At 40.9% G+C, this 17,631-nt stretch carries 17 protein-coding genes and 1 pseudogene; 16 read left to right on the top strand and 2 right to left on the bottom strand.

The features are described 5' to 3' along the window. The first annotated feature begins 96 nt into the window (after nucleotides 1-96). The 16 genes from KTR06_RS15295 to KTR06_RS15370 all read left to right on the top strand — a co-directional run bounded on the left by KTR06_RS15295 (nucleotide 97) and on the right by KTR06_RS15370 (nucleotide 16,356). Entirely contained in the window at nucleotides 97-483 is a 387-nt protein-coding gene (locus tag KTR06_RS15295) for a hypothetical protein (protein ID WP_004326196.1), read from the top strand. Beyond that, nucleotides 449-1,441, top strand: coding sequence for a transposase (locus KTR06_RS15300; protein WP_005787846.1), 993 nt, complete (start codon nucleotides 449-451; stop codon nucleotides 1,439-1,441). The genes KTR06_RS15295 and KTR06_RS15300 overlap by 35 nt, the downstream gene beginning before the upstream one ends. 66 nt (nucleotides 1,442-1,507) lie before the next feature. Then, a complete protein-coding gene (locus tag KTR06_RS15305) occupies nucleotides 1,508-1,894 on the top strand; it encodes a nitrophenyl compound nitroreductase subunit ArsF family protein (RefSeq protein ID WP_004326349.1) in 387 nt (128 codons plus the stop codon). A gap of 11 nt (nucleotides 1,895-1,905) precedes the next feature. Further along, nucleotides 1,906-2,613: an aromatic aminobenezylarsenical efflux permease ArsG family transporter gene (locus KTR06_RS15310; RefSeq protein ID WP_004326348.1), complete on the top strand. Its 708-nt coding sequence runs from the start codon at nucleotides 1,906-1,908 to the stop codon at nucleotides 2,611-2,613. A gap of 34 nt (nucleotides 2,614-2,647) precedes the next feature. Further along, on the top strand, nucleotides 2,648-2,881 hold the full coding sequence (locus tag KTR06_RS15315; protein ID WP_004326347.1) for a thioredoxin family protein: 234 nt from the start codon (nucleotides 2,648-2,650) through the stop codon (nucleotides 2,879-2,881). A 106-nt stretch (nucleotides 2,882-2,987) separates the two neighbouring features. Continuing rightward, nucleotides 2,988-3,956 (top strand): permease, encoded by a 969-nt coding sequence (locus tag KTR06_RS15320; RefSeq protein ID WP_004326346.1) that lies wholly within the window; start codon nucleotides 2,988-2,990, stop codon nucleotides 3,954-3,956. Between the two features lie 10 nt (nucleotides 3,957-3,966). After that, a complete protein-coding gene (locus tag KTR06_RS15325) occupies nucleotides 3,967-4,971 on the top strand; it encodes a hypothetical protein (RefSeq protein ID WP_007843741.1) in 1,005 nt (334 codons plus the stop codon). Between the two features lie 26 nt (nucleotides 4,972-4,997). Further along, a complete protein-coding gene (locus tag KTR06_RS15330; RefSeq protein ID WP_004326344.1) occupies nucleotides 4,998-5,453 on the top strand; it encodes an arsenate reductase ArsC in 456 nt (151 codons plus the stop codon). An 11-nt stretch (nucleotides 5,454-5,464) separates the two neighbouring features. Next, nucleotides 5,465-6,502, top strand: coding sequence for an ACR3 family arsenite efflux transporter (gene arsB, locus KTR06_RS15335; protein ID WP_004326343.1), 1,038 nt, complete (start codon nucleotides 5,465-5,467; stop codon nucleotides 6,500-6,502). A gap of 133 nt (nucleotides 6,503-6,635) precedes the next feature. Next, entirely contained in the window at nucleotides 6,636-6,938 is a 303-nt protein-coding gene (locus tag KTR06_RS15340) for a helix-turn-helix transcriptional regulator (protein ID WP_004326342.1), read from the top strand. 62 nt (nucleotides 6,939-7,000) lie between these two features. Next, nucleotides 7,001-8,344, top strand: coding sequence for an MATE family efflux transporter (locus KTR06_RS15345; protein WP_004326341.1), 1,344 nt, complete (start codon nucleotides 7,001-7,003; stop codon nucleotides 8,342-8,344). Beyond that, on the top strand, nucleotides 8,341-10,635 hold the full coding sequence (gene gshAB / locus KTR06_RS15350) for a bifunctional glutamate--cysteine ligase GshA/glutathione synthetase GshB (protein ID WP_004326340.1): 2,295 nt from the start codon (nucleotides 8,341-8,343) through the stop codon (nucleotides 10,633-10,635). Before KTR06_RS15345 ends, gshAB begins: the two co-directional genes overlap by 4 nt. Before the next feature lie 90 nt (nucleotides 10,636-10,725). Then, nucleotides 10,726-11,610, top strand: coding sequence for a serine O-acetyltransferase (locus KTR06_RS15355; protein WP_004326338.1), 885 nt, complete (start codon nucleotides 10,726-10,728; stop codon nucleotides 11,608-11,610). Between the two features lie 10 nt (nucleotides 11,611-11,620). Next, complete coding sequence (gene cysK / locus KTR06_RS15360; RefSeq protein WP_004326335.1) at nucleotides 11,621-12,565, top strand: cysteine synthase A; 945 nt, start codon at nucleotides 11,621-11,623, stop codon at nucleotides 12,563-12,565. Nucleotides 12,566-12,770: 205 nt separating this feature from the next. Next, nucleotides 12,771-15,092: a hybrid sensor histidine kinase/response regulator gene (locus tag KTR06_RS15365; protein WP_004326333.1), complete on the top strand. Its 2,322-nt coding sequence runs from the start codon at nucleotides 12,771-12,773 to the stop codon at nucleotides 15,090-15,092. After that, nucleotides 15,073-16,356, top strand: coding sequence for a sigma-54 dependent transcriptional regulator (locus tag KTR06_RS15370; protein ID WP_004326332.1), 1,284 nt, complete (start codon nucleotides 15,073-15,075; stop codon nucleotides 16,354-16,356). The genes KTR06_RS15365 and KTR06_RS15370 overlap by 20 nt, the downstream gene beginning before the upstream one ends. Before the next feature lie 3 nt (nucleotides 16,357-16,359). On the opposite strand, the gene KTR06_RS15375 is transcribed toward KTR06_RS15370, so the two are convergent. Both KTR06_RS15375 and KTR06_RS15380 read right to left on the bottom strand, forming a co-directional pair. Then, nucleotides 16,360-16,773: a hypothetical protein gene (locus KTR06_RS15375; protein ID WP_004326331.1), complete on the bottom strand. Its 414-nt coding sequence runs from the start codon at nucleotides 16,771-16,773 to the stop codon at nucleotides 16,360-16,362. A 293-nt stretch (nucleotides 16,774-17,066) separates the two neighbouring features. Then, nucleotides 17,067-17,631 (bottom strand): annotated as a pseudogene (locus KTR06_RS15380) (conjugal transfer protein TraG); the annotation flags it as partial.

A 17,631-nucleotide genomic window follows, 5' to 3' on the forward strand; every position in this document is an offset into this window, starting at 1 on the left:
CTAACAATAAAAATAGAAAGACATGAAAAAGAGGGTCAGTAGATTTTTAGTGGGGATAAATTTGTAATCTAATTGAATAGTTCTTTACTTTACAGCATGGAAAACGATTATTTGAGCATGTTGGCCAGTATTGTACTGCCCACACAGATATTGGATTACTTCTCCATAGTCGGTATATCGCAGACTTCTACGGAAATCCACATCAGTCTGGACGAGAAGATGCATCCGGAGCTAAGCAAGGACGTACACTTTGAATCCAAAGGTTTTATGGAAGCGGTAAGCGTGACGGATTTCCCGATACGTGACCACAAAGTGATTCTGAAGATCCGTCGCAGGCGGTGGACAGACACGCGCACGGGCAAGAGTTTCAGCATCCCGATAGACCTTGACATTGTAGCCAAAGGGACTCGTTACTCCAAGGAATTTGGAGCTTTTTTAAAAGAAACGTATGGAGACGTCCCCCGTGACCTGCCATACGCTTGAGGAGTTCTATCACATCGACGGGCATACGTTTGAGAAGCAATACAAGGAAGTGCTGAGCGGTTTCCGGCAGTGGGAGCAGTTGGAACATGCAGATAAATGGCTGCTGTTCCCGGAGAATATCGGCCCTTGTCTGGCTATCGACGAATCCTCGCTATCCAATGGTGAGCTGTACACGTTTGTAACCAACCGTGAGGTCCGCACGCGGGAGCAATCCTTGGTTGCCGTCGTTGCAGGTACAAAAGCGGAGGACGTAATCGCTGTCCTGCAACGGATTGACGAGGAGCATCGCAATGCTGTCGAGGAGGTCACGCTTGACTTGTCGGACTCCATGCGCAAGATCGTGCGTACGGCATTCCCTAAAGCCAGCCGGGTCATCGACCGCTTCCATATCCAGAAACTGGCTTGTGATGCCGTACAGGAGCTGCGCATCAAACACCGTTGGGATGCCATGCAGCAGGCTAATGATGAGATGGAGGAAGCCAGACAAAACGGTAAGGAGTATATCCCGTACCGCTATCCCAATGGAGACACCCGCAAGGAACTGCTTATACGCTCGCGTTATCTCCTGTTCAAGTCTGCCGACAAATGGACCGACAGGCAAAAGCAAAGGGCTGCGATACTGTTTGAAGAATACCCGGACATCAAAACGGCATACGGACTGTGCCATTCCCTGCGGATGATCTTTGCCAAAAACACAATCAAGGATGCCGCACGCCTGTCCATGGCACGCTGGTACAACAAAGTCGAAGAAGCGGGATTCCGCTCCTTTAATGTCATCGCAGCCACCTTCTATGAGCATTATGATGAGATACTCAACTTCTACAACAACCGTTCCTCAAATGCACTTGCTGAATCATTCAATGCTAAAATCAAACTCTTTAGAGCGAATCTCAGGGGAGTTGTTGACAAGAAGTTTTTCTTATTCCGCATTGCGAACTTATATGCATATCCCCACTAAAAAGCTACTGACCCGAAAAAGATTTTATTCTTAATTGCTGTATGTTTCGCCTTTATCTCTTGCAACATGAACGCAAAGAACGGAACTGAAGCACAGACTCAAAAAGAAGTGACAGTAAAAGACCATGTAGAAGTATTGTATTTTCATGGAAAGCAGCGTTGCGCAACCTGTATGGCTATCGAAAGCAACACAAAAGCTGCGATGGAAGAAAGTTTTGCCGAGCAGATCAAAAAAGGTGAGGTCGTTTTTAAGGTAATAGATATCAGCAAGAAAGAAAATGAGAAGATAGCTGAAAAGTATGAAGTAACCTGGTCATCATTGTTTATCGTTAAGTATAAGAACGGACAGGAGACATACGAGAACATGACAGAATTTGCTTTCGGAAACGCCCGTAAGTCACCGGATGTATTCAAGGCAGGTGTAGTGAAATCTGTAAATGAAATGTTGAAATAATATATAGGGCTATGGATTGGTTACAGACATTGCTGGATAACAGCTCTACTCCCGTTCTTACGGCATTCTTACTAGGACTGCTGACCGCACTATCACCTTGTCCGCTTGCAACAAATATAGCGGCCATCGGATTTATCGGAAAAGACATTGAAAACAGGAAACGCATTTTCCGGAACGGTCTGCTTTATACGTTGGGACGTGTCCTTTCATACACCCTGCTCGGAGTGGTACTGATTATGATTCTTAAAGAAGGTTCCAGCATGTTCGGTATTCAGAAGACTATCGGGACATGGGGTGAACTCGTTCTTGGTCCGCTTCTGCTTGTAATAGGCCTGTTCATGCTCTTTGGTGACAAACTTAATCTTCCGAAATTCGGGTTTAACGGAAATGCGGAAGGTCTCGCCAGGAAAGGCGGATGGGGTGCCCTGATGATTGGAATACTCTTTGCCCTGGCTTTCTGTCCGACAAGCGGAGTTTTCTATTTCGGTATGCTTATACCGATGTCTGCAACGGCTACAGCCGGTTATCTGCTGCCGGTGGTATTCGCTATTGCCACAGCCCTGCCTGTACTTGCCGTTGCATGGATTCTTGCTTTCAGTGTACAGCAGATGGGAAGTTTCTACGGTAAGATGCAGAAGGTGCAGAAATGGATGAACCTTATTGTAGGTGTGGTATTCATCATCATCGGCATCTATTATTGCTGGATAATGTATCTGTAAAACAGATTTGATAACAAATAAAATATTTACGAATATGGAAATTAAAGTATTAGGTCCGGGTTGTGCCAAATGTAAATCAACCTATAATGTAATTGAGAAGGTATTGAAAGAAAACAACATCGATGCAAAACTGACCAAGGTGGACGACATCATGGAAATGATGAACTACAACATCATGACTACACCTGCCGTTGTCATTGACGAAGTAGTGAAGATGAAAGGGCAGGTGCCGACAGAAAGTGATGTAAAGAAACTTCTTGGTATCTGATAAACAGAGTTATTTAACGATGAGCGGCAGATGCCATAACGGTTGTATCTGCCGCTTTTTTAACTGGAACAATGTTCGTATTTAGACGAATAAAAACAATTAAAATATGATACAGGATTTTGCAGACTGGCTTGTTTACGGACTGTTCGGACTGAGTGCCGACACTCCGATAGGAGTGGCCGTAAACTTCTTTTTTTATGACACTATAAAGATTTTAATCCTCTTGTTTTTCATCAGCGTACTAATGGGAATTATTAATGCCTATTTCCCGATAGAGCGTTTGAGAAATTATCTGGTAACACACAAAATGTACGGACTTCAGTACCTGTTGGCTTCGATTTTCGGAGCAATAACCCCGTTCTGTTCTTGTTCCTCCATTCCGTTGTTCATCGGGTTTGTAAAGGGAGGTATTCCGTTGGGAGTAACCTTTGCTTTTCTGATAACCTCACCATTGGTGAATGAGGTTGCCGTTGCCATGTTCTTAGGTTCTTTCGGACTGAAGGTTACTCTGATTTATGTGATTAGTGGTATATTGCTTGGAGTTATCGGCGGTTTCGTCCTCGGAAAAATGAAGCTTGCACCCTATCTCAGCGACTGGGTAAAGCAAATACAAGCCAATTCTTCAGTACAAAGCGAGGAATGGGAAAAAGACCATACAACCTTTATAAAAAGACTGCCAACCATTATCCGTGATTCGTGGAAGATAGTAAGCGGCGTACTTGTCTATATCCTTATAGGTATAGGTATAGGTGCTTTTATGCACGGCTTTGTACCGGAAGGTTTCTTTGAGCAATATATGTCGAAAGACAACTGGTATGCAGTTCCTCTTTCCGTAATTCTTGCCGTACCGATGTATGCCAATGCCGCAGGTATCGTTCCGGTTATCGAGGTATTTGTAGCAAAAGGTATCCCTATGGGAACAGCCATTGCCTTTATGATGGCCGTTGTCGGGCTATCATTACCGGAAGCAACCTTACTCAAAAAAGTAATGACATGGAAACTGATTGGTATCTTTTTTGGCACAGTTGCTTTCTTCATTATACTATCCGGTTATCTGTTTAATTACATTTTATAAAAAAATGAATATGAGAAGTATTATAAAATGGTGTTCATCAATTATGATGGCCGCCATTTTCATTCAACCGACTTTTGCACAAAATGATGAAAAATTATTTTCCGGCAAACCCATACTAACCCTCTTTGCCAACTACAAGGCAGGGGTCGGACACTGCAACGAGAATAGCGGATTCAACCTTGACCGTGCTTTTGTAGGATATGAAGGATTTTTTACAAAAGGTTTTTCTGCAAAAATTCTTATGAATGTGGAAACAATGGCAGATGAAAACGGAAATACCAAATTCAACGGATATTTGAAGAACGCACAGATAGACTGGAAAGGGAAGGGATTTTTTGTGTCTGCCGGACTGGTAAATCTGAAGCAGTTCTCGGAACAGGAAAATTTCTGGGGACATAGGTATATCTTTAAATCTTTTCAGGAAGAATATGGAATAGCCTTTTGTGAAGATATAGGAATTGTAGCAGGATATGAATTTTCACCTGTCATATCTGCTGATATGGCTCTGACAAACGGAGAGGGGCGTAAGTTTAAGAATATGGACAACAATTACAAATACGGAGCCGGACTAACTTTAAAACCGGTAAAAGGATTTATGTTCAGACTGTATGGCGACATATACAATACACCGGAGTATATGAAGTCGGTTTCTGGAAATCAGAAAGATCAGTATTCAATTGCAGCCTTTGCGGGGTACAGCCACAGCAGGTTTTCTTTCGGTGCAGAATATAACCGTGCTTTCAACTATAAATTTTCACCGGAAACAGATGTAAACGGATATTCGGTTTACACTACCATAAAAATAAATTCAAAAATACATCTGTATGGAAGATTCGACTTATTGGACGCAACCGAAGAAAACCAAAATACAGTTAAGGAAGGACATACCATTATAGGAGGTTTTGAATATGCTCCGATTAAACAAGTCAGAATATCTCCAAACTACCAAAGTTGGAAGGCAAAAAGTGGGAAACGTGAAAACTACCTGCTTATGAGTATAGAATGTAAAATATAAATCAACAAATTAAAAAACTATTTGAAATGAAAGTATTGATACTTTGTACAGGAAACAGTTGCCGCAGCCAGATGGCTCACGGATTTTTGCAGTCATTTGACAAAAATTTAGAGGTATATTCCGGCGGAACGGAACCAGCCGTTCAGGTAAACTCCAAGGCTATGGAAATGATGAAAGAGGTAGGAATAGACATCAGTTCACATATTCCGACACATGTAAACACCTATATCAATCAGGAATGGGATTATGTAATAACTGTATGCGGAGATGCAAATGAAAGCTGTCCTACATTCATAGGAAAAGTAGGAAAACGTCTTCATATCGGCTTTGACGATCCTTCACACGCAACAGGTACACTGGAGTTTATTGACTCGGAGTTTCGCCGTGTGCGTGACGAAATCAGAAATGCCTTTGCCCGTTTCTACATTACTGAAATCAGAAAAGAAGTATTGCCAAAATGCTCTTGCGGTGGCAACTGCTAAAAAATAAGGATATGGAAAAAGAGAAAAAAGGAATAGGTTTTTTTGAACGATACCTAACAGTGTGGGTGGCTATCTGCATTGTAGTAGGAATAGCAATAGGACAATGGTTTCCTGCCATACCCGAAACACTCGGTAAGTTTGAATATGCGAATGTATCCATACCGGTAGCCATTCTTATATGGCTGATGATTTATCCCATGATGATGAAGGTGGATTTTCAGAGTATTAAGAATGTTGGAAAGAAACCTAAAGGAGTGTTTATCACTTGTATTGTAAACTGGCTGATAAAACCGTTTACGATGTTCGGCATAGCATGGATATTCTTCTTTGTTATATTCAAACAGTGGATACCGGAAGCACTGGCTGGTGAATATCTAGCCGGAGCCGTACTGTTGGGTGCTGCACCCTGTACAGCTATGGTATTTGTATGGAGCTATCTTACTAAAGGCGATGCTGCCTATACGCTGGTACAGGTAGCAGTGAATGACTTGCTTATTCTGGTGACTTTTGCTCCGATAGTGGCTTTTCTTCTCGGTGTTGGCGGAATAACCATTCCTTGGGACACGCTTACACTTTCTGTAATTTTGTTTGTGGTCATACCTCTTGCAGGTGGTGTAATTACACGCCGTACTGTAATATCGAAAAAGGGAGAAGACTATTTTAATAATGTATTTATAAAGAAGTTCGACAATGCTACTATAATCGGACTATTGCTCACATTGATAATTCTGTTTTCGTTTCAAGGTGAAACAATCCTTGTAAACCCACTGCATATTCTATTGATTGCAGTACCCCTGATTATACAGACATTCTTTATATTCTTGCTTGCATACGGCTGGTCAAAGGCTTCAGGACTGCCACATAACGTAGCTGCTCCGGCAGGTATGATTGGCGCAAGTAATTTCTTTGAACTTGCCGTTGCTGTCGCCATATCGCTGTTCGGTATTCAGTCCGGAGCTGCACTTGCAACAGTGGTAGGTGTTCTGGTAGAAGTGCCTGTAATGTTGAGCCTTGTACGGATTGCAAACAATACAAGAAAATTCTTCTGATAAAAAGCCTCCGGCGGGGTAACTCTCCGGGGGCTTCGTGCGTCTGTACATTAAAAAAACATAAAATTCATATCAGGGGGTTAGTTGATAAAAAACATATCGTATATTTGCGATATAAAACAATGAAAATATTATGGCATTTAGTAAAGCTGAAGAATTTGAGGAAAAAGATATTTTGGCAGCCCGTTTTGCAAAAGCTCTGAGCCACCCGGCACGAATAGCAATCGTAAGGTTGTTGGCTAACCACAATGCATGTTGTTATTGTGGGGACTTGACAACGGAACTGCCAATCGCACAATCTACCATATCACAGCATTTGAAGGTGCTGAAAGATGTAGGTCTGATAGACGGTGAGATAGCTCCACCGAAGGTTTGCTATCGTATTAATCGTGAGAACCTGCTTTTGGCAAAGAAACTGTTTTCCGAACTCTTATGATTTGATTAAGAGTTTTTTTATTGGTATAATGTATCGTATTTTTACGATATAAAATTAGAAATATGGAACAGACATCAGCAAAAAGAGAAAAAAGAAAATCACTATTGAGAATAGCAATCCCTATCATATTATCATCCTGTCTTCAGATTTCATACGATATTACAGATATGTTTTGGGTCGGGAAATTGGGAAGCGGAGAAGTGGCTGCTGTTGGAACAGCCGGATTTTATATCAAGTTGGGTTGGTCTTTGATAAGCGTGATAACCATTGGTACCATGGTATCGGTTTCACACAGTATAGGGGCTGAAAAGAAGGACAGAATACAACACTTCATATCATGCGGAATACGCAGTACATTCGTGTTGGGGATATTCTATGCCCTGTTCGTCTTTATGCTGGCAGAGCCTCTTATATCCCTTTTCAATATCGAAAGACCGGAAGTAAACACGATGGCTCAGAACTATCTGAGGATAAGCAGTATCACTGTTCTTATCATGTTTATGAACCTTTTGTTTACCGCCATTATAGACGCACACGGAAAGACACAGTTCTCGTTCAGGGCGGTACTTTATGGGAATATCGTCAATATCATTCTTGACCCTCTGTTTATATTTTATTTCGGACTGGGAGTGGAAGGTGCGGCATGGGCTACGGCATTTTCACAGTGGGGTGCCATGATGTATGCGATATATCTTCTCAGACATAGGCTTGAACTTACCTTGAGTATAAAAGCGGTACCCCGCAAGTTTCTCAGGAAAATACTTGGAATAGGCACAGCACCTGCCATGCAGCGTATTTTGTTCTCGCTTATCGGTATAGCCATCGGGCGTATAGTAAGTATATGGGGAACAGATGCAATAGCCGCACAGAAGCTGGGTCTTCAGATAGAGTCGCTTTCGTTTCTTCTTATGAACGGTCTTATGCAGGCAACCTCCATACTGATAGGGCAATATTACGGGGAAAGGAATACGGATATGATTAGGAAATGCTATCGTACAAGCATCAGGCTTGGATATTGTATTTCCATACCTGCCACATTCATATTTTTAGCTTTCCCGGAAACCATACTGTCATTTTTCGTGAAGGAGGCTGCCACCATAGAAATAGGCAGTGCCTATCTGCGTATAGTCGGCTTCTCACAGCTGTTTGCCACACTTGAAATTCTCACTTCGGGGGCTTATACCGGACAGGGGCTTACCAAATATCCTGCAACCGTGAGCATCGTGTTCACCACAATGAGGATACCTCTTGCCCTTCTGCTTGGCAAAAGTATGGGAATGGGAATAGATGGTGTCTGGTGGAGCATATCGCTTACTAGCGTGATAAAGGGCATTGTACTTTATCTATTATATAGAAAAAGGGAAAAGGAACTTGAAGAATCAAACATACAATATAGCAGTATATGAATACACAGGATTTTTGCTTTATACTTAAACAGAACAGCCATCTGCTTAGAGAGGGGTGTTTCGGACTTGAAAAGGAAAATGTCAGGGTCAATCAGGACGGTACGCTTGCCCTGACTCCACACCCGGCAGTATTTGGCGACAAGGGGAAGCACCCTTATATAACCACCGACTTTTCAGAGAGTCAGGTGGAAATGATAACTCCGCCGCTGCCAAGTGTAGGAGAGGCTTTGGGATTTATGGAAACGCTGCACGATGTGGTTACGGAGAATATCGGCGATGAGCTTCTCTGGCCTCAGAGCCTTCCTCCTGTATTGAAGGAGAATCAGGAGATACCCATTGCACATTATTCGGGAGAGTTTAAGGACAAGGAGTATTACCGTCAGAAACTTGCCGGAACCTACGGAAAGGAAAGGCAGCTTATTTCGGGAATACACTTCAATTTCTCTTTTTCGGAAAAACTGATGGACGTTCTGCTAAAAAGCGGTGTTTGCGGTAGCTCTATGGAGGAGGTCAGGGAAACGGTATATTTTCGTGTGGTAAGGAACTTTCTCAAATACCGCTGGCTTTTTATCTGGCTGTACGGTGAATCTCCGCTTGCAGAAGAAACCCTGAATGTGATTTCGCTTAAAACGGGAGAAAAGCAGCCCATGAAGTGTGGGGTAAGCCTCAGTCTGAGGACAAGTCCATTAGGGTATCGTAACCGTGAGGAGTTCTTCATCGATTATTCCTCACTTGAAGCCTATAATATGTCTATTGACAAACTGATAAGGGAAAACCGTATTGACGGACCTCACGAGCTTTATCTTCCGGTCCGTATCAAGTTTCTGGAAAAGGATAATGGTTCTCCTTCTTACATTGAGGTACGAATTGTGGATCTTGACCCGTTTACAAAATCGGGGGTATGTGCAAGTGCCATTTATTTTTCTCACCTTCTGCTTGTCTATTCTCTGCTGAAGGAGGAGAACGGAAGTCTTACGGAGGAAGAACTGCAAAGGGCAACACGTAATCAGGATATGGCTTCATGCTATGGAAGAGACGAAAAGAAGGAGTTGAAATGCTGCTCGACCACTGTACAGCAGAAAGCTACTTCTATTTTAGAAGATATGGAGAGAATTCTCTCAGAATATGGGGTGCTTGACGATGAAATCTACCGTCAGGAGATGCAGCATAATCTGTACCTTGTACAGAATCCTGAGAAGCGTATAGGCATGGTACTGTATGAGAGCATAAACAGGGTGGGGTTTGTACCGTTCCATCTGGAAAAGGCAAGACAGTATAGGGAAACCACCATAAGCGGAGGTTACAGATTTCATGGACTGGAGGATATGGAAATGTCCACACAGCTTCTGCTGAAGGCTGCAATACTTAAAGGGATAGGTTTTGAAATACTTGACCGTAAGGAAAATTTCATACGTCTGTTTGACGGTAAAAAGGAAGAATATGTGATGCAGGCAACCAAGACCTCTCTGGACTCATACGTGTCTGTACTGATGATGGAAAATAAGGTGGTAACGAAGAAGGTGCTGGAACGTGCCGGAATAAGCGTGCCGGGCGGTTATGAATACACGTCACCGGAGGCAGGTATGGCAGACTACCGCCTGTATGCAGGGAAACCTGTGGTAATCAAGCCTAAGTCCACCAATTTCGGATTGGGTATAACCATACTGAAGCACAACTATGATGAAACGGACTTCAAGGCAGCCTTGCAGATAGCCTTTGAGCATGACAACACGGTGCTTATAGAGAAGTTCATACCGGGAAGGGAATTCAGGATATTCATCATCAATGATGAAGTGGTAGGTATCCTTCACCGTGTTCCGGCAAATGTGACGGGTGACGGTGTTCTGAATATCGGACAACTGATAGACATGAAGAATGAAGATCCGCTCAGAGGTAAAGGATATCGCACCCCTTTGGAGAAAATCAGAAAGGGGCGTGAGGAAGAAATGTTTCTGAAGCAGCAGGGAATGGATTTCAACACTGTACCCAAAGAGAGGGAAGTGGTCTATCTTCGTGAGAACTCCAATATCAGTACGGGAGGAGACAGCATAGATTTTACAGACGATATAGACGATTCGTACAAGGCTATTGCTGTGGAAGCTGCAAAAGCTCTGAACGTGAAGATTACCGGACTGGATATGATGATACAGGATATTCATGCTCCTGCCACACCGGATAACTATGCGATCATTGAAATGAACTTCAATCCTGCCATACATATACACTGTTATCCGTTCAAGGGCAAGAACAGACACCTGAACCATAAGATGATCAAGGCTTTGGGATTTTAAAGACAGTGCAGACAATAAAAAGGATATGACCTATCCTTTTTATTATAGGTTTAATCAACGTATATTTACGATTTAAATATATATAATCACATGGAACATATTACATACATCGGAGAAGTTGTTGAAAAGTTGGCGGATCATTCATCATTCCCTGAACTTTTCATCAAATATGAAGAAGGAGACCCGATACCTTCAGGTAAAGCCATACATGAGATAATAGAACTTTGCCGTGCAGTCCTGTTTCCGGGATATTATGGAAATCATACGGTAAACAGCCAGACACTCACATTTCATCTTGGGGTGACACTGGAGAAGCTGAGCTATATCCTGACGCAGCAGATACAGGCGGGTATGCTCTTCGGAAATGAGAACATGAAGGAAAGGATAAAGGGAACTCCCTGCTGCCAGACGGCAAGAAAGTATGCCGAGAGGTTCATACGGAGCCTTCCCGAAATGAGAAGGGTGCTGGCAACGGACATTCATGCAGCCTTTGACGGAGATCCGGCAGCGACCTGTATCGGGGAGATAATATCCTGCTATCCTGCCATCAGAGCCATTTCAAACCACAGGATTGCCCACGAACTATATAAAATGGAGATACCGCTCATACCGAGAATTATCAGTGAGCTTGCCCATTTTGAGACAGGGATAGATATTCATCCGGGGGCTGAGATAGGAGAATATTTCAATATAGATCATGGAACCGGTATCGTGATAGGGCAGACTTGTATCATCGGGAATCACGTCACACTGTATCAGGGTGTCACACTCGGTGCAAAAAGTTTCCCGACTGACGAAAACGGAAATCCGATAAAGGGAATACCACGCCACCCCATATTGGAGGATAATGTGACGGTATATTCAAATGCTACCATATTGGGGCGTATAACAATCGGCAGGGGGGCTGTTATCGGGGGTAATCTCTGGGTAACAGAAGATGTGGAACCATACGGAAAAAGAGTACAGAAAAAATAATCTGATAAATATGAGCAATATAAAGGACAATTTGCTGCAGCTTATAGGTAAGACTCCATTGGTGCGGCTTTCTAATATATATAAAGATGAATACGGAACGGAAATCATAGCCAAAGTGGAATATTTCAATCCGGGAGGCAGTGTAAAGGACAGGGCAGCCTATGCTATGATTGAAGCAGCGGAAACTTCCGGAAAATTAAAAAAAGATGGTACAATCATTGAACCTACAAGCGGGAATACCGGAATCGGTATGGCTTGGATTGCAGCCCTAAAAGGATATAAAGTCATTCTTACTATGCCGGAAACTATGAGTATAGAAAGAAGGAAACTTCTCAAAGCATTCGGCAGTGAGTTGGTTTTGACACCGGGAAGTGAAGGTATGAAAGGTGCGATAGCAAAAGCAGAAGAATTAAATTCTCAAATAAAAGGATCTGTCATATTACAGCAATTCAAAAATCCCGCCAACCCTGATATTCACTATATGACAACAGCAAATGAGATTATTGAAGATGCAGGAAAGTTTGATGTCTTTATCTCTTGTGTCGGAACAGGAGGAAGTATTACCGGTATTGGTAAAAGATTAAAAGAGAAGAGTCCTGAAATAGAAATAATAGCAGTAGAGCCAAAAGGTTCACCTGTTTTGTCTGGAGGAGTAGCTGGTCCGCATAAGATACAAGGCATTGGTGCAGGATTTATACCTGAAATTATAGAGAGGAGTTATATTGATAAAATAATTCAGATAAATGATAATGATGCTTTTAAAATGATGCGAGATTTGGCAAGGAAAGAAGGACTTCTTGTTGGTATTTCTTCAGGAGCAGCTGTTTCTGTTGCAGTACAAGTAGCTCAAAACTGCAATTATAAAGGTAAAAGGATTGTAGTATTATTGCCTGATACAGGAGAGAGATACCTTTCTATGAATATTGCAAGTATTCATGACTTGGAAGATTACTGATTTATCTACTACAAAAAGTATTTTATAGATTTTAACGCCTTACAAATGCCTCTGAGAGGGGGTAAATTTGAAAGAATGTACTTTTTAAAGGAAACTCATCTATAATAATATTTTATGAGATACGGTTTGCTGATACTCATAAATGTAGAAAAACGAATAATTTGTGCTGATTTACGATACAGAAAATTAAACACATATTATAAATATGAAAATCAATGATTCAAAATTATATGGAAGAGTTATATTTGGATACATTATTGTTTTTTTTATTATAGCATGTATATCTTTAATTTTTATATATCAGAAGATTAAGCTAGAGGACATAAATAATAAGCAATATCAAATAAATTTAGTTCATAACAAAATATTTGTTTTACCTTTATATGTCAATAAATTATCATCTTTAAGTGAGTCTGTATTTACATGGAATTATAGAGACTATTTAGAATATCAAAGGAATCGTTTGTTTACAGATAGTATTTTACAAGATATAAAAATACATTGTAATGGTTTTATCCAGATTGAGCAAGTTGATTCTTTATGTAATATGTTAGAGCAAAAAGAATATTCTCTTTTGCATATCATGAGAACTATTAAGTCCAAAGAGAAGTCAGACAGTTTATTTTTTGAATCCCAAATTCCTAAAAAGAGTTTAAAAACACGAACAGTAACGAGAAAGAAGAAAGGTTTAGCTGGATTTTTTGGAAAAACCGAAACAATTCAAGAACCATATTATGTGATAGAATATTCAGAATTAAAGAAAAAAACAAATATAGATCATAAAAATTATCTGATTCAGATAGAGATGGAATCAGATAGTTTAATCATGAAAAATAAATTGATAAATAATCAATTAAGCGAGCTTTTATGTGTTTTAGATGATGATATTCAAAAGAATTTTATTGAATATAATAAAGAAATTATAAATGCTCAAAAAACGGCTTTTCGCTTATTCTCTATAATTATAATCATAGCTATTATTTTATTATTGCTCTCCTTTTTTATTATACGTTCGGATTTTAATAAAGAAGAAACGATTAAACGAAAATTAAAACAGGTTATTAAAGAGAATGTAGATTTACTTGAAATGCGCAAGCAAATTATTTTAACTATTTCTCATGATGTACGAGGCCCACTTGGTAATATACATAACTGTGCCGATTTGGTTTCGGAAACGCGAGAAAAGAAAAAGCGCGAAATCTATTTAGATGACATCCGTCATTCTTGCCAACACGTCCTACATTTAGTTAACGACCTGATGGATGCTTACCGGATTAATGACGTCGGTAGCTTACGTAATGATGCACCTTTTCATCTAAATCGTTTTTTGCTGCGCATTTCAGATGAATTCTCCCGTAAATCGGTTTCAAAAGGTCTGATTCTATATTCGGAACATAATGGTTCAAATGTAACTGTAAAAGGAGACGCGGACAAACTTGAACAAGTACTAGACAATCTGCTTACAAACGCCATCAAGTTTACATCCAAAGGAAATGTCTGTTTCCATACTGAATATTTAGAAGGGAAACTGTTGATTGAAATAAGGGATACAGGTATTGGAATGGATGAAGAGACGCTTAAAAAAATATTTTCTCCCTTTGAACGTGCTGCGCAGAATGTTAATTCAGAAGGTTTCGGTTTAGGTCTTTTTCTGACTAAGGGACTAGTTAAAGTCCTTGATGGAACAATAAATGTAGAAAGTAAGCTTGGTAAGGGGAGCGTGTTCAAACTTGAATTTCTTTTACCAGAAACGGATGAGCTTGTGGACGAATGTAATTCTTATAGTGAGTCTATAACCATTTTGCCGAAAAATGTACTTGTTGTGGATGATGATCCTATATTGCTAAAAATAGTGGAAGACATGCTTGGGCGTAATGGTATAACTTGTACGACCTGTATGAATGTACGGGATGTAGTAACAGCTATTAGACAATCAGATTATGATATGATACTTACTGATGTACAAATGCCGGATATCGATGGGTTCGCTCTATTAAAACTACTTAGAAATTCAGACATAGGAAATTCAAGAACCATTCCTGTTGCAGTCATGACTGCCCGTGGTGACGGAAATTCCGGAATCTATGAAAAAGAAGGATTTGCGGGTTGCATTCATAAGCCGTTCAACATCCATGCATTACTTACTTTTTTATCAACCATTATGTCTCAAATAAAAGTTTCTCAAACTGGAGATTTTGACTTTTCCTGCTTGTTGGATAGTACAGATGATCATGAACATATGATGTCTCTTGTTATCATGGAATCAAGAAAAGAAATTGAGGAACTTAAAACAGCCATAAAGACAACCAATCGTGAATCCATGAGAAAAACAATACATCGAATGATGCCTGTATGGGAAATGCTTGAAAAGGAACAGTTGTTGCGTGATTTTCAAGAAAAGTTACACGATATGGATATTAGTGATGATGTTATTTGTGAAAATGCTATCCAGATTATAGAGTGGATTGAAAAATTAATTAATGAAACAGAAAATGAACTGAAAAGATATGAAAATTCTGATAGTTGAAGACAATATGATACTTTGCGGAATGATTGAAAAATGGCTGCAGAAGGCCGGTTACGAAGTATTGACAGCTATAGATGAACCCGGTGCACGTAGTATTCTGAAGAAAAACGAAATCAATCTTGTATTGGGAGACGTACGTCTGCCGGAAGGTGATGGTATTAGTCTTCTGGAATGGATGATGCGTTCTAAGATGGAAGTTCCATTTATTGTCATGACAGATTATGCCTGTATCACGGATGCAGTCCGTGCTATCAAACTCGGTGCTAAGGATTATTTGCAAAAGCCTGTTCATCAAGAGCTACTGATAGAATTAGTACATAGTATGCTTAAGCAGCCAGTTATTGTACGTAAAGAGCGTTCTTTTGTTGAACGTACCAGTGAAGCTGCCAGAAAAGCCGCTTCACTGGCTCGTCGTGTGGCATCTTCTGAACTTTCAGTTCTGATACTCGGTCCGAGCGGAAGCGGTAAGGAAGTGATAGCCCAGATGATCCACCGTTATAGTGACAGACGTGATAAACCTTTCGTTGCTGTCAATTGTGGAAGTATACCTAACGATTTACAGGCTTCTGAATTTTTTGGTGCGGTCAAGGGTGCCTTTACCGGAGCAGTTGCTGATAGGAAGGGATATTTTGAAACGGCCAATGGAGGAACCTTATTTCTGGATGAAGTCGGTAATATGCCGTATTCCATGCAGATTCTTCTCCTTCGGGTTCTTCAGGAAAAGGAGTTTAATCCTGTTGGAAGTGATAAAGTCAAGCATATTGACGTGCGTATCGTATCTGCCACCAATGAGGATATGGAAAAGGCTGTGCAGGAAGGTCGTTTTCGTGAGGATTTGTATTATCGCCTTGCAGAACTCGAAATTGTTCAACCGCCATTAAAAGATTGTAAAGATGATATTCTTCCGCTTGCCGAATTTTTCAGGAAAGAACATTCCGGCAGAATACGTGTCAAGAATGAGGGATTTACCGAAGAAGCAAAAGCATGTATGTTGGGATATGACTGGCCGGGTAATGTGCGGGAATTGAACGCAAAGATCAAACGTGCGGTAATTGTTGCGGATAATGCATTATTGGATGTCTGTGACTTGGGACTGGACAATGTAGATTGTAGTGACAATCCGGATATTCGTATCATTCAGGAAAAGGAAAGGATACGAAATCTGCTTGATAAAAATCATGGTAATGTCAGCAAGACAGCAGCGGAACTCGGTTGCAGTCGTACAGCCCTGTACAAGAAAATGAAGAAACTTGATCTGAAGTAATCTTTATTCTTTAAGGCTGTATACCAGTCTGCATACATTGTTTCGGAATGTTTTGGACTCACGTAAAGTCCATTGTCCGAATTGAATCTTTCCAGTTATGTTTTTCCCACTTTTGTATGATATTGGAAGCAGGTAAATGACCAGTTCATCTGCGAGTCGGAAGAGAAATACTCCACCAGCATATTCGGCACTTTTTTCGTCCTGTACTTTCATAAAGAAGGTACAGTTATTGTCTCGTCTCTCTTTTGCATCCATCAAGTCAAGCATGCCGTAATGCGGATACATGTTGAATGTAGCCCGCTCTTCCCAATAAGGGAAGCCGTTCCGGTCTGTATTGAGCCATACCATCAGTTTCTCATTTTTGTCCGGCAGGAAACCGTCCAATGTGACGGGCATAATAATCTGTACTTTTGCCATACCTCAGCTTATTAAAAAAGCATGAAACCCATGCAGAATCCAAAGCTGAGGGTCTGGTAAACCCATTGTAAAGATACGCATGGGCTCACGCTATAGGGTATAGCATAAGCCTCACGCAATAGCCTTTACAATTTTTGAAATTTACCAGATTCCAGCTTTGGGCATCTTGCGACTTATGTATATAATCGACGGAAAACATCCCGTAATCCGCCGTTATGTTCTATTTCAAGTTCAAAGATAAGGAATGTTCCCTGAAAATCAAATTGATTCAGGATTTATTTGTCATTCTGTATCTATTCAGCTTTTCTTCTCTCCTCTTCTACACTTTCTATTCCCAGCCGTTCACATAGTTCCGGGTCGTTCTTTATACGTTCCATTTCATCGTTGATGATAGCCTGGGCATCCGCCTTTATCTGGTCATAATTACGCTGTATCTGCTGGAGCATGATGTCATTCCCTTCACTGTCCTTGAACGTGTTGATAACCGGGATTTTTTTATAAGCCTTTTCTTCCGCACTTACTTTGGCATGGTCCACGATAATTTCCGCATGGAAAATCTTCTGGTCTATTTTCTCACCGAAATTATCCGACACGGAACCGACAAACGTACCCTGTGATAGGTTGGAAATCTTGGATGCAGGAATCAGAGAATCCAGCTGGGTATTAATGGATGTGGAAACATCCTGACGGTTGATGGATATAGACTGCCGTTTCTGTAAAATCTTACCGAAACGTTCGGAAAGTGTCTTGGCCGTTTCACCTACCACCTGACCGCTGAATATGTTGCCGACTGTATTTTGAATGTAGGCTAAGCACCCGACGTCCATTTTCATATTACTATGACGGATTTTCGGATAC

This window comes from Bacteroides sp. MSK.20.12, assembly GCF_019052435.1.
Taxonomy (GTDB): domain Bacteria; phylum Bacteroidota; class Bacteroidia; order Bacteroidales; family Bacteroidaceae; genus Bacteroides; species Bacteroides xylanisolvens.

Bases quoted from the DNA above. Each gene is read 5' to 3' on its own strand.
- KTR06_RS15365 (WP_004326333.1), top strand. From the start codon at position 12,771: ATGAAAATCAATGATTCAAAATTATATGGAAGAGTTATATTTGGATAC.
- KTR06_RS15340 (WP_004326342.1), top strand. From the start codon at position 6,636: ATGGCATTTAGTAAAGCTGAAGAATTTGAGGAAAAAGATATTTTGGCA.
- KTR06_RS15330 (WP_004326344.1), top strand. From the start codon at position 4,998: ATGAAAGTATTGATACTTTGTACAGGAAACAGTTGCCGCAGCCAGATG.
- arsB (WP_004326343.1), top strand. From the start codon at position 5,465: ATGGAAAAAGAGAAAAAAGGAATAGGTTTTTTTGAACGATACCTAACA.
- KTR06_RS15305 (WP_004326349.1), top strand. From the start codon at position 1,508: ATGAACGCAAAGAACGGAACTGAAGCACAGACTCAAAAAGAAGTGACA.
- gshAB (WP_004326340.1), top strand. From the start codon at position 8,341: ATGAATACACAGGATTTTTGCTTTATACTTAAACAGAACAGCCATCTG.
- KTR06_RS15325 (WP_007843741.1), top strand. From the start codon at position 3,967: ATGAGAAGTATTATAAAATGGTGTTCATCAATTATGATGGCCGCCATT.
- KTR06_RS15300 (WP_005787846.1), top strand. From the start codon at position 449: ATGGAGACGTCCCCCGTGACCTGCCATACGCTTGAGGAGTTCTATCAC.
- KTR06_RS15320 (WP_004326346.1), top strand. From the start codon at position 2,988: ATGATACAGGATTTTGCAGACTGGCTTGTTTACGGACTGTTCGGACTG.
- KTR06_RS15355 (WP_004326338.1), top strand. From the start codon at position 10,726: ATGGAACATATTACATACATCGGAGAAGTTGTTGAAAAGTTGGCGGAT.
- KTR06_RS15295 (WP_004326196.1), top strand. From the start codon at position 97: ATGGAAAACGATTATTTGAGCATGTTGGCCAGTATTGTACTGCCCACA.
- KTR06_RS15370 (WP_004326332.1), top strand. From the start codon at position 15,073: ATGAAAATTCTGATAGTTGAAGACAATATGATACTTTGCGGAATGATT.
- KTR06_RS15375 (WP_004326331.1), bottom strand. From the start codon at position 16,773: ATGGCAAAAGTACAGATTATTATGCCCGTCACATTGGACGGTTTCCTG.
- cysK (WP_004326335.1), top strand. From the start codon at position 11,621: ATGAGCAATATAAAGGACAATTTGCTGCAGCTTATAGGTAAGACTCCA.
- KTR06_RS15345 (WP_004326341.1), top strand. From the start codon at position 7,001: ATGGAACAGACATCAGCAAAAAGAGAAAAAAGAAAATCACTATTGAGA.
- KTR06_RS15315 (WP_004326347.1), top strand. From the start codon at position 2,648: ATGGAAATTAAAGTATTAGGTCCGGGTTGTGCCAAATGTAAATCAACC.
- KTR06_RS15310 (WP_004326348.1), top strand. From the start codon at position 1,906: ATGGATTGGTTACAGACATTGCTGGATAACAGCTCTACTCCCGTTCTT.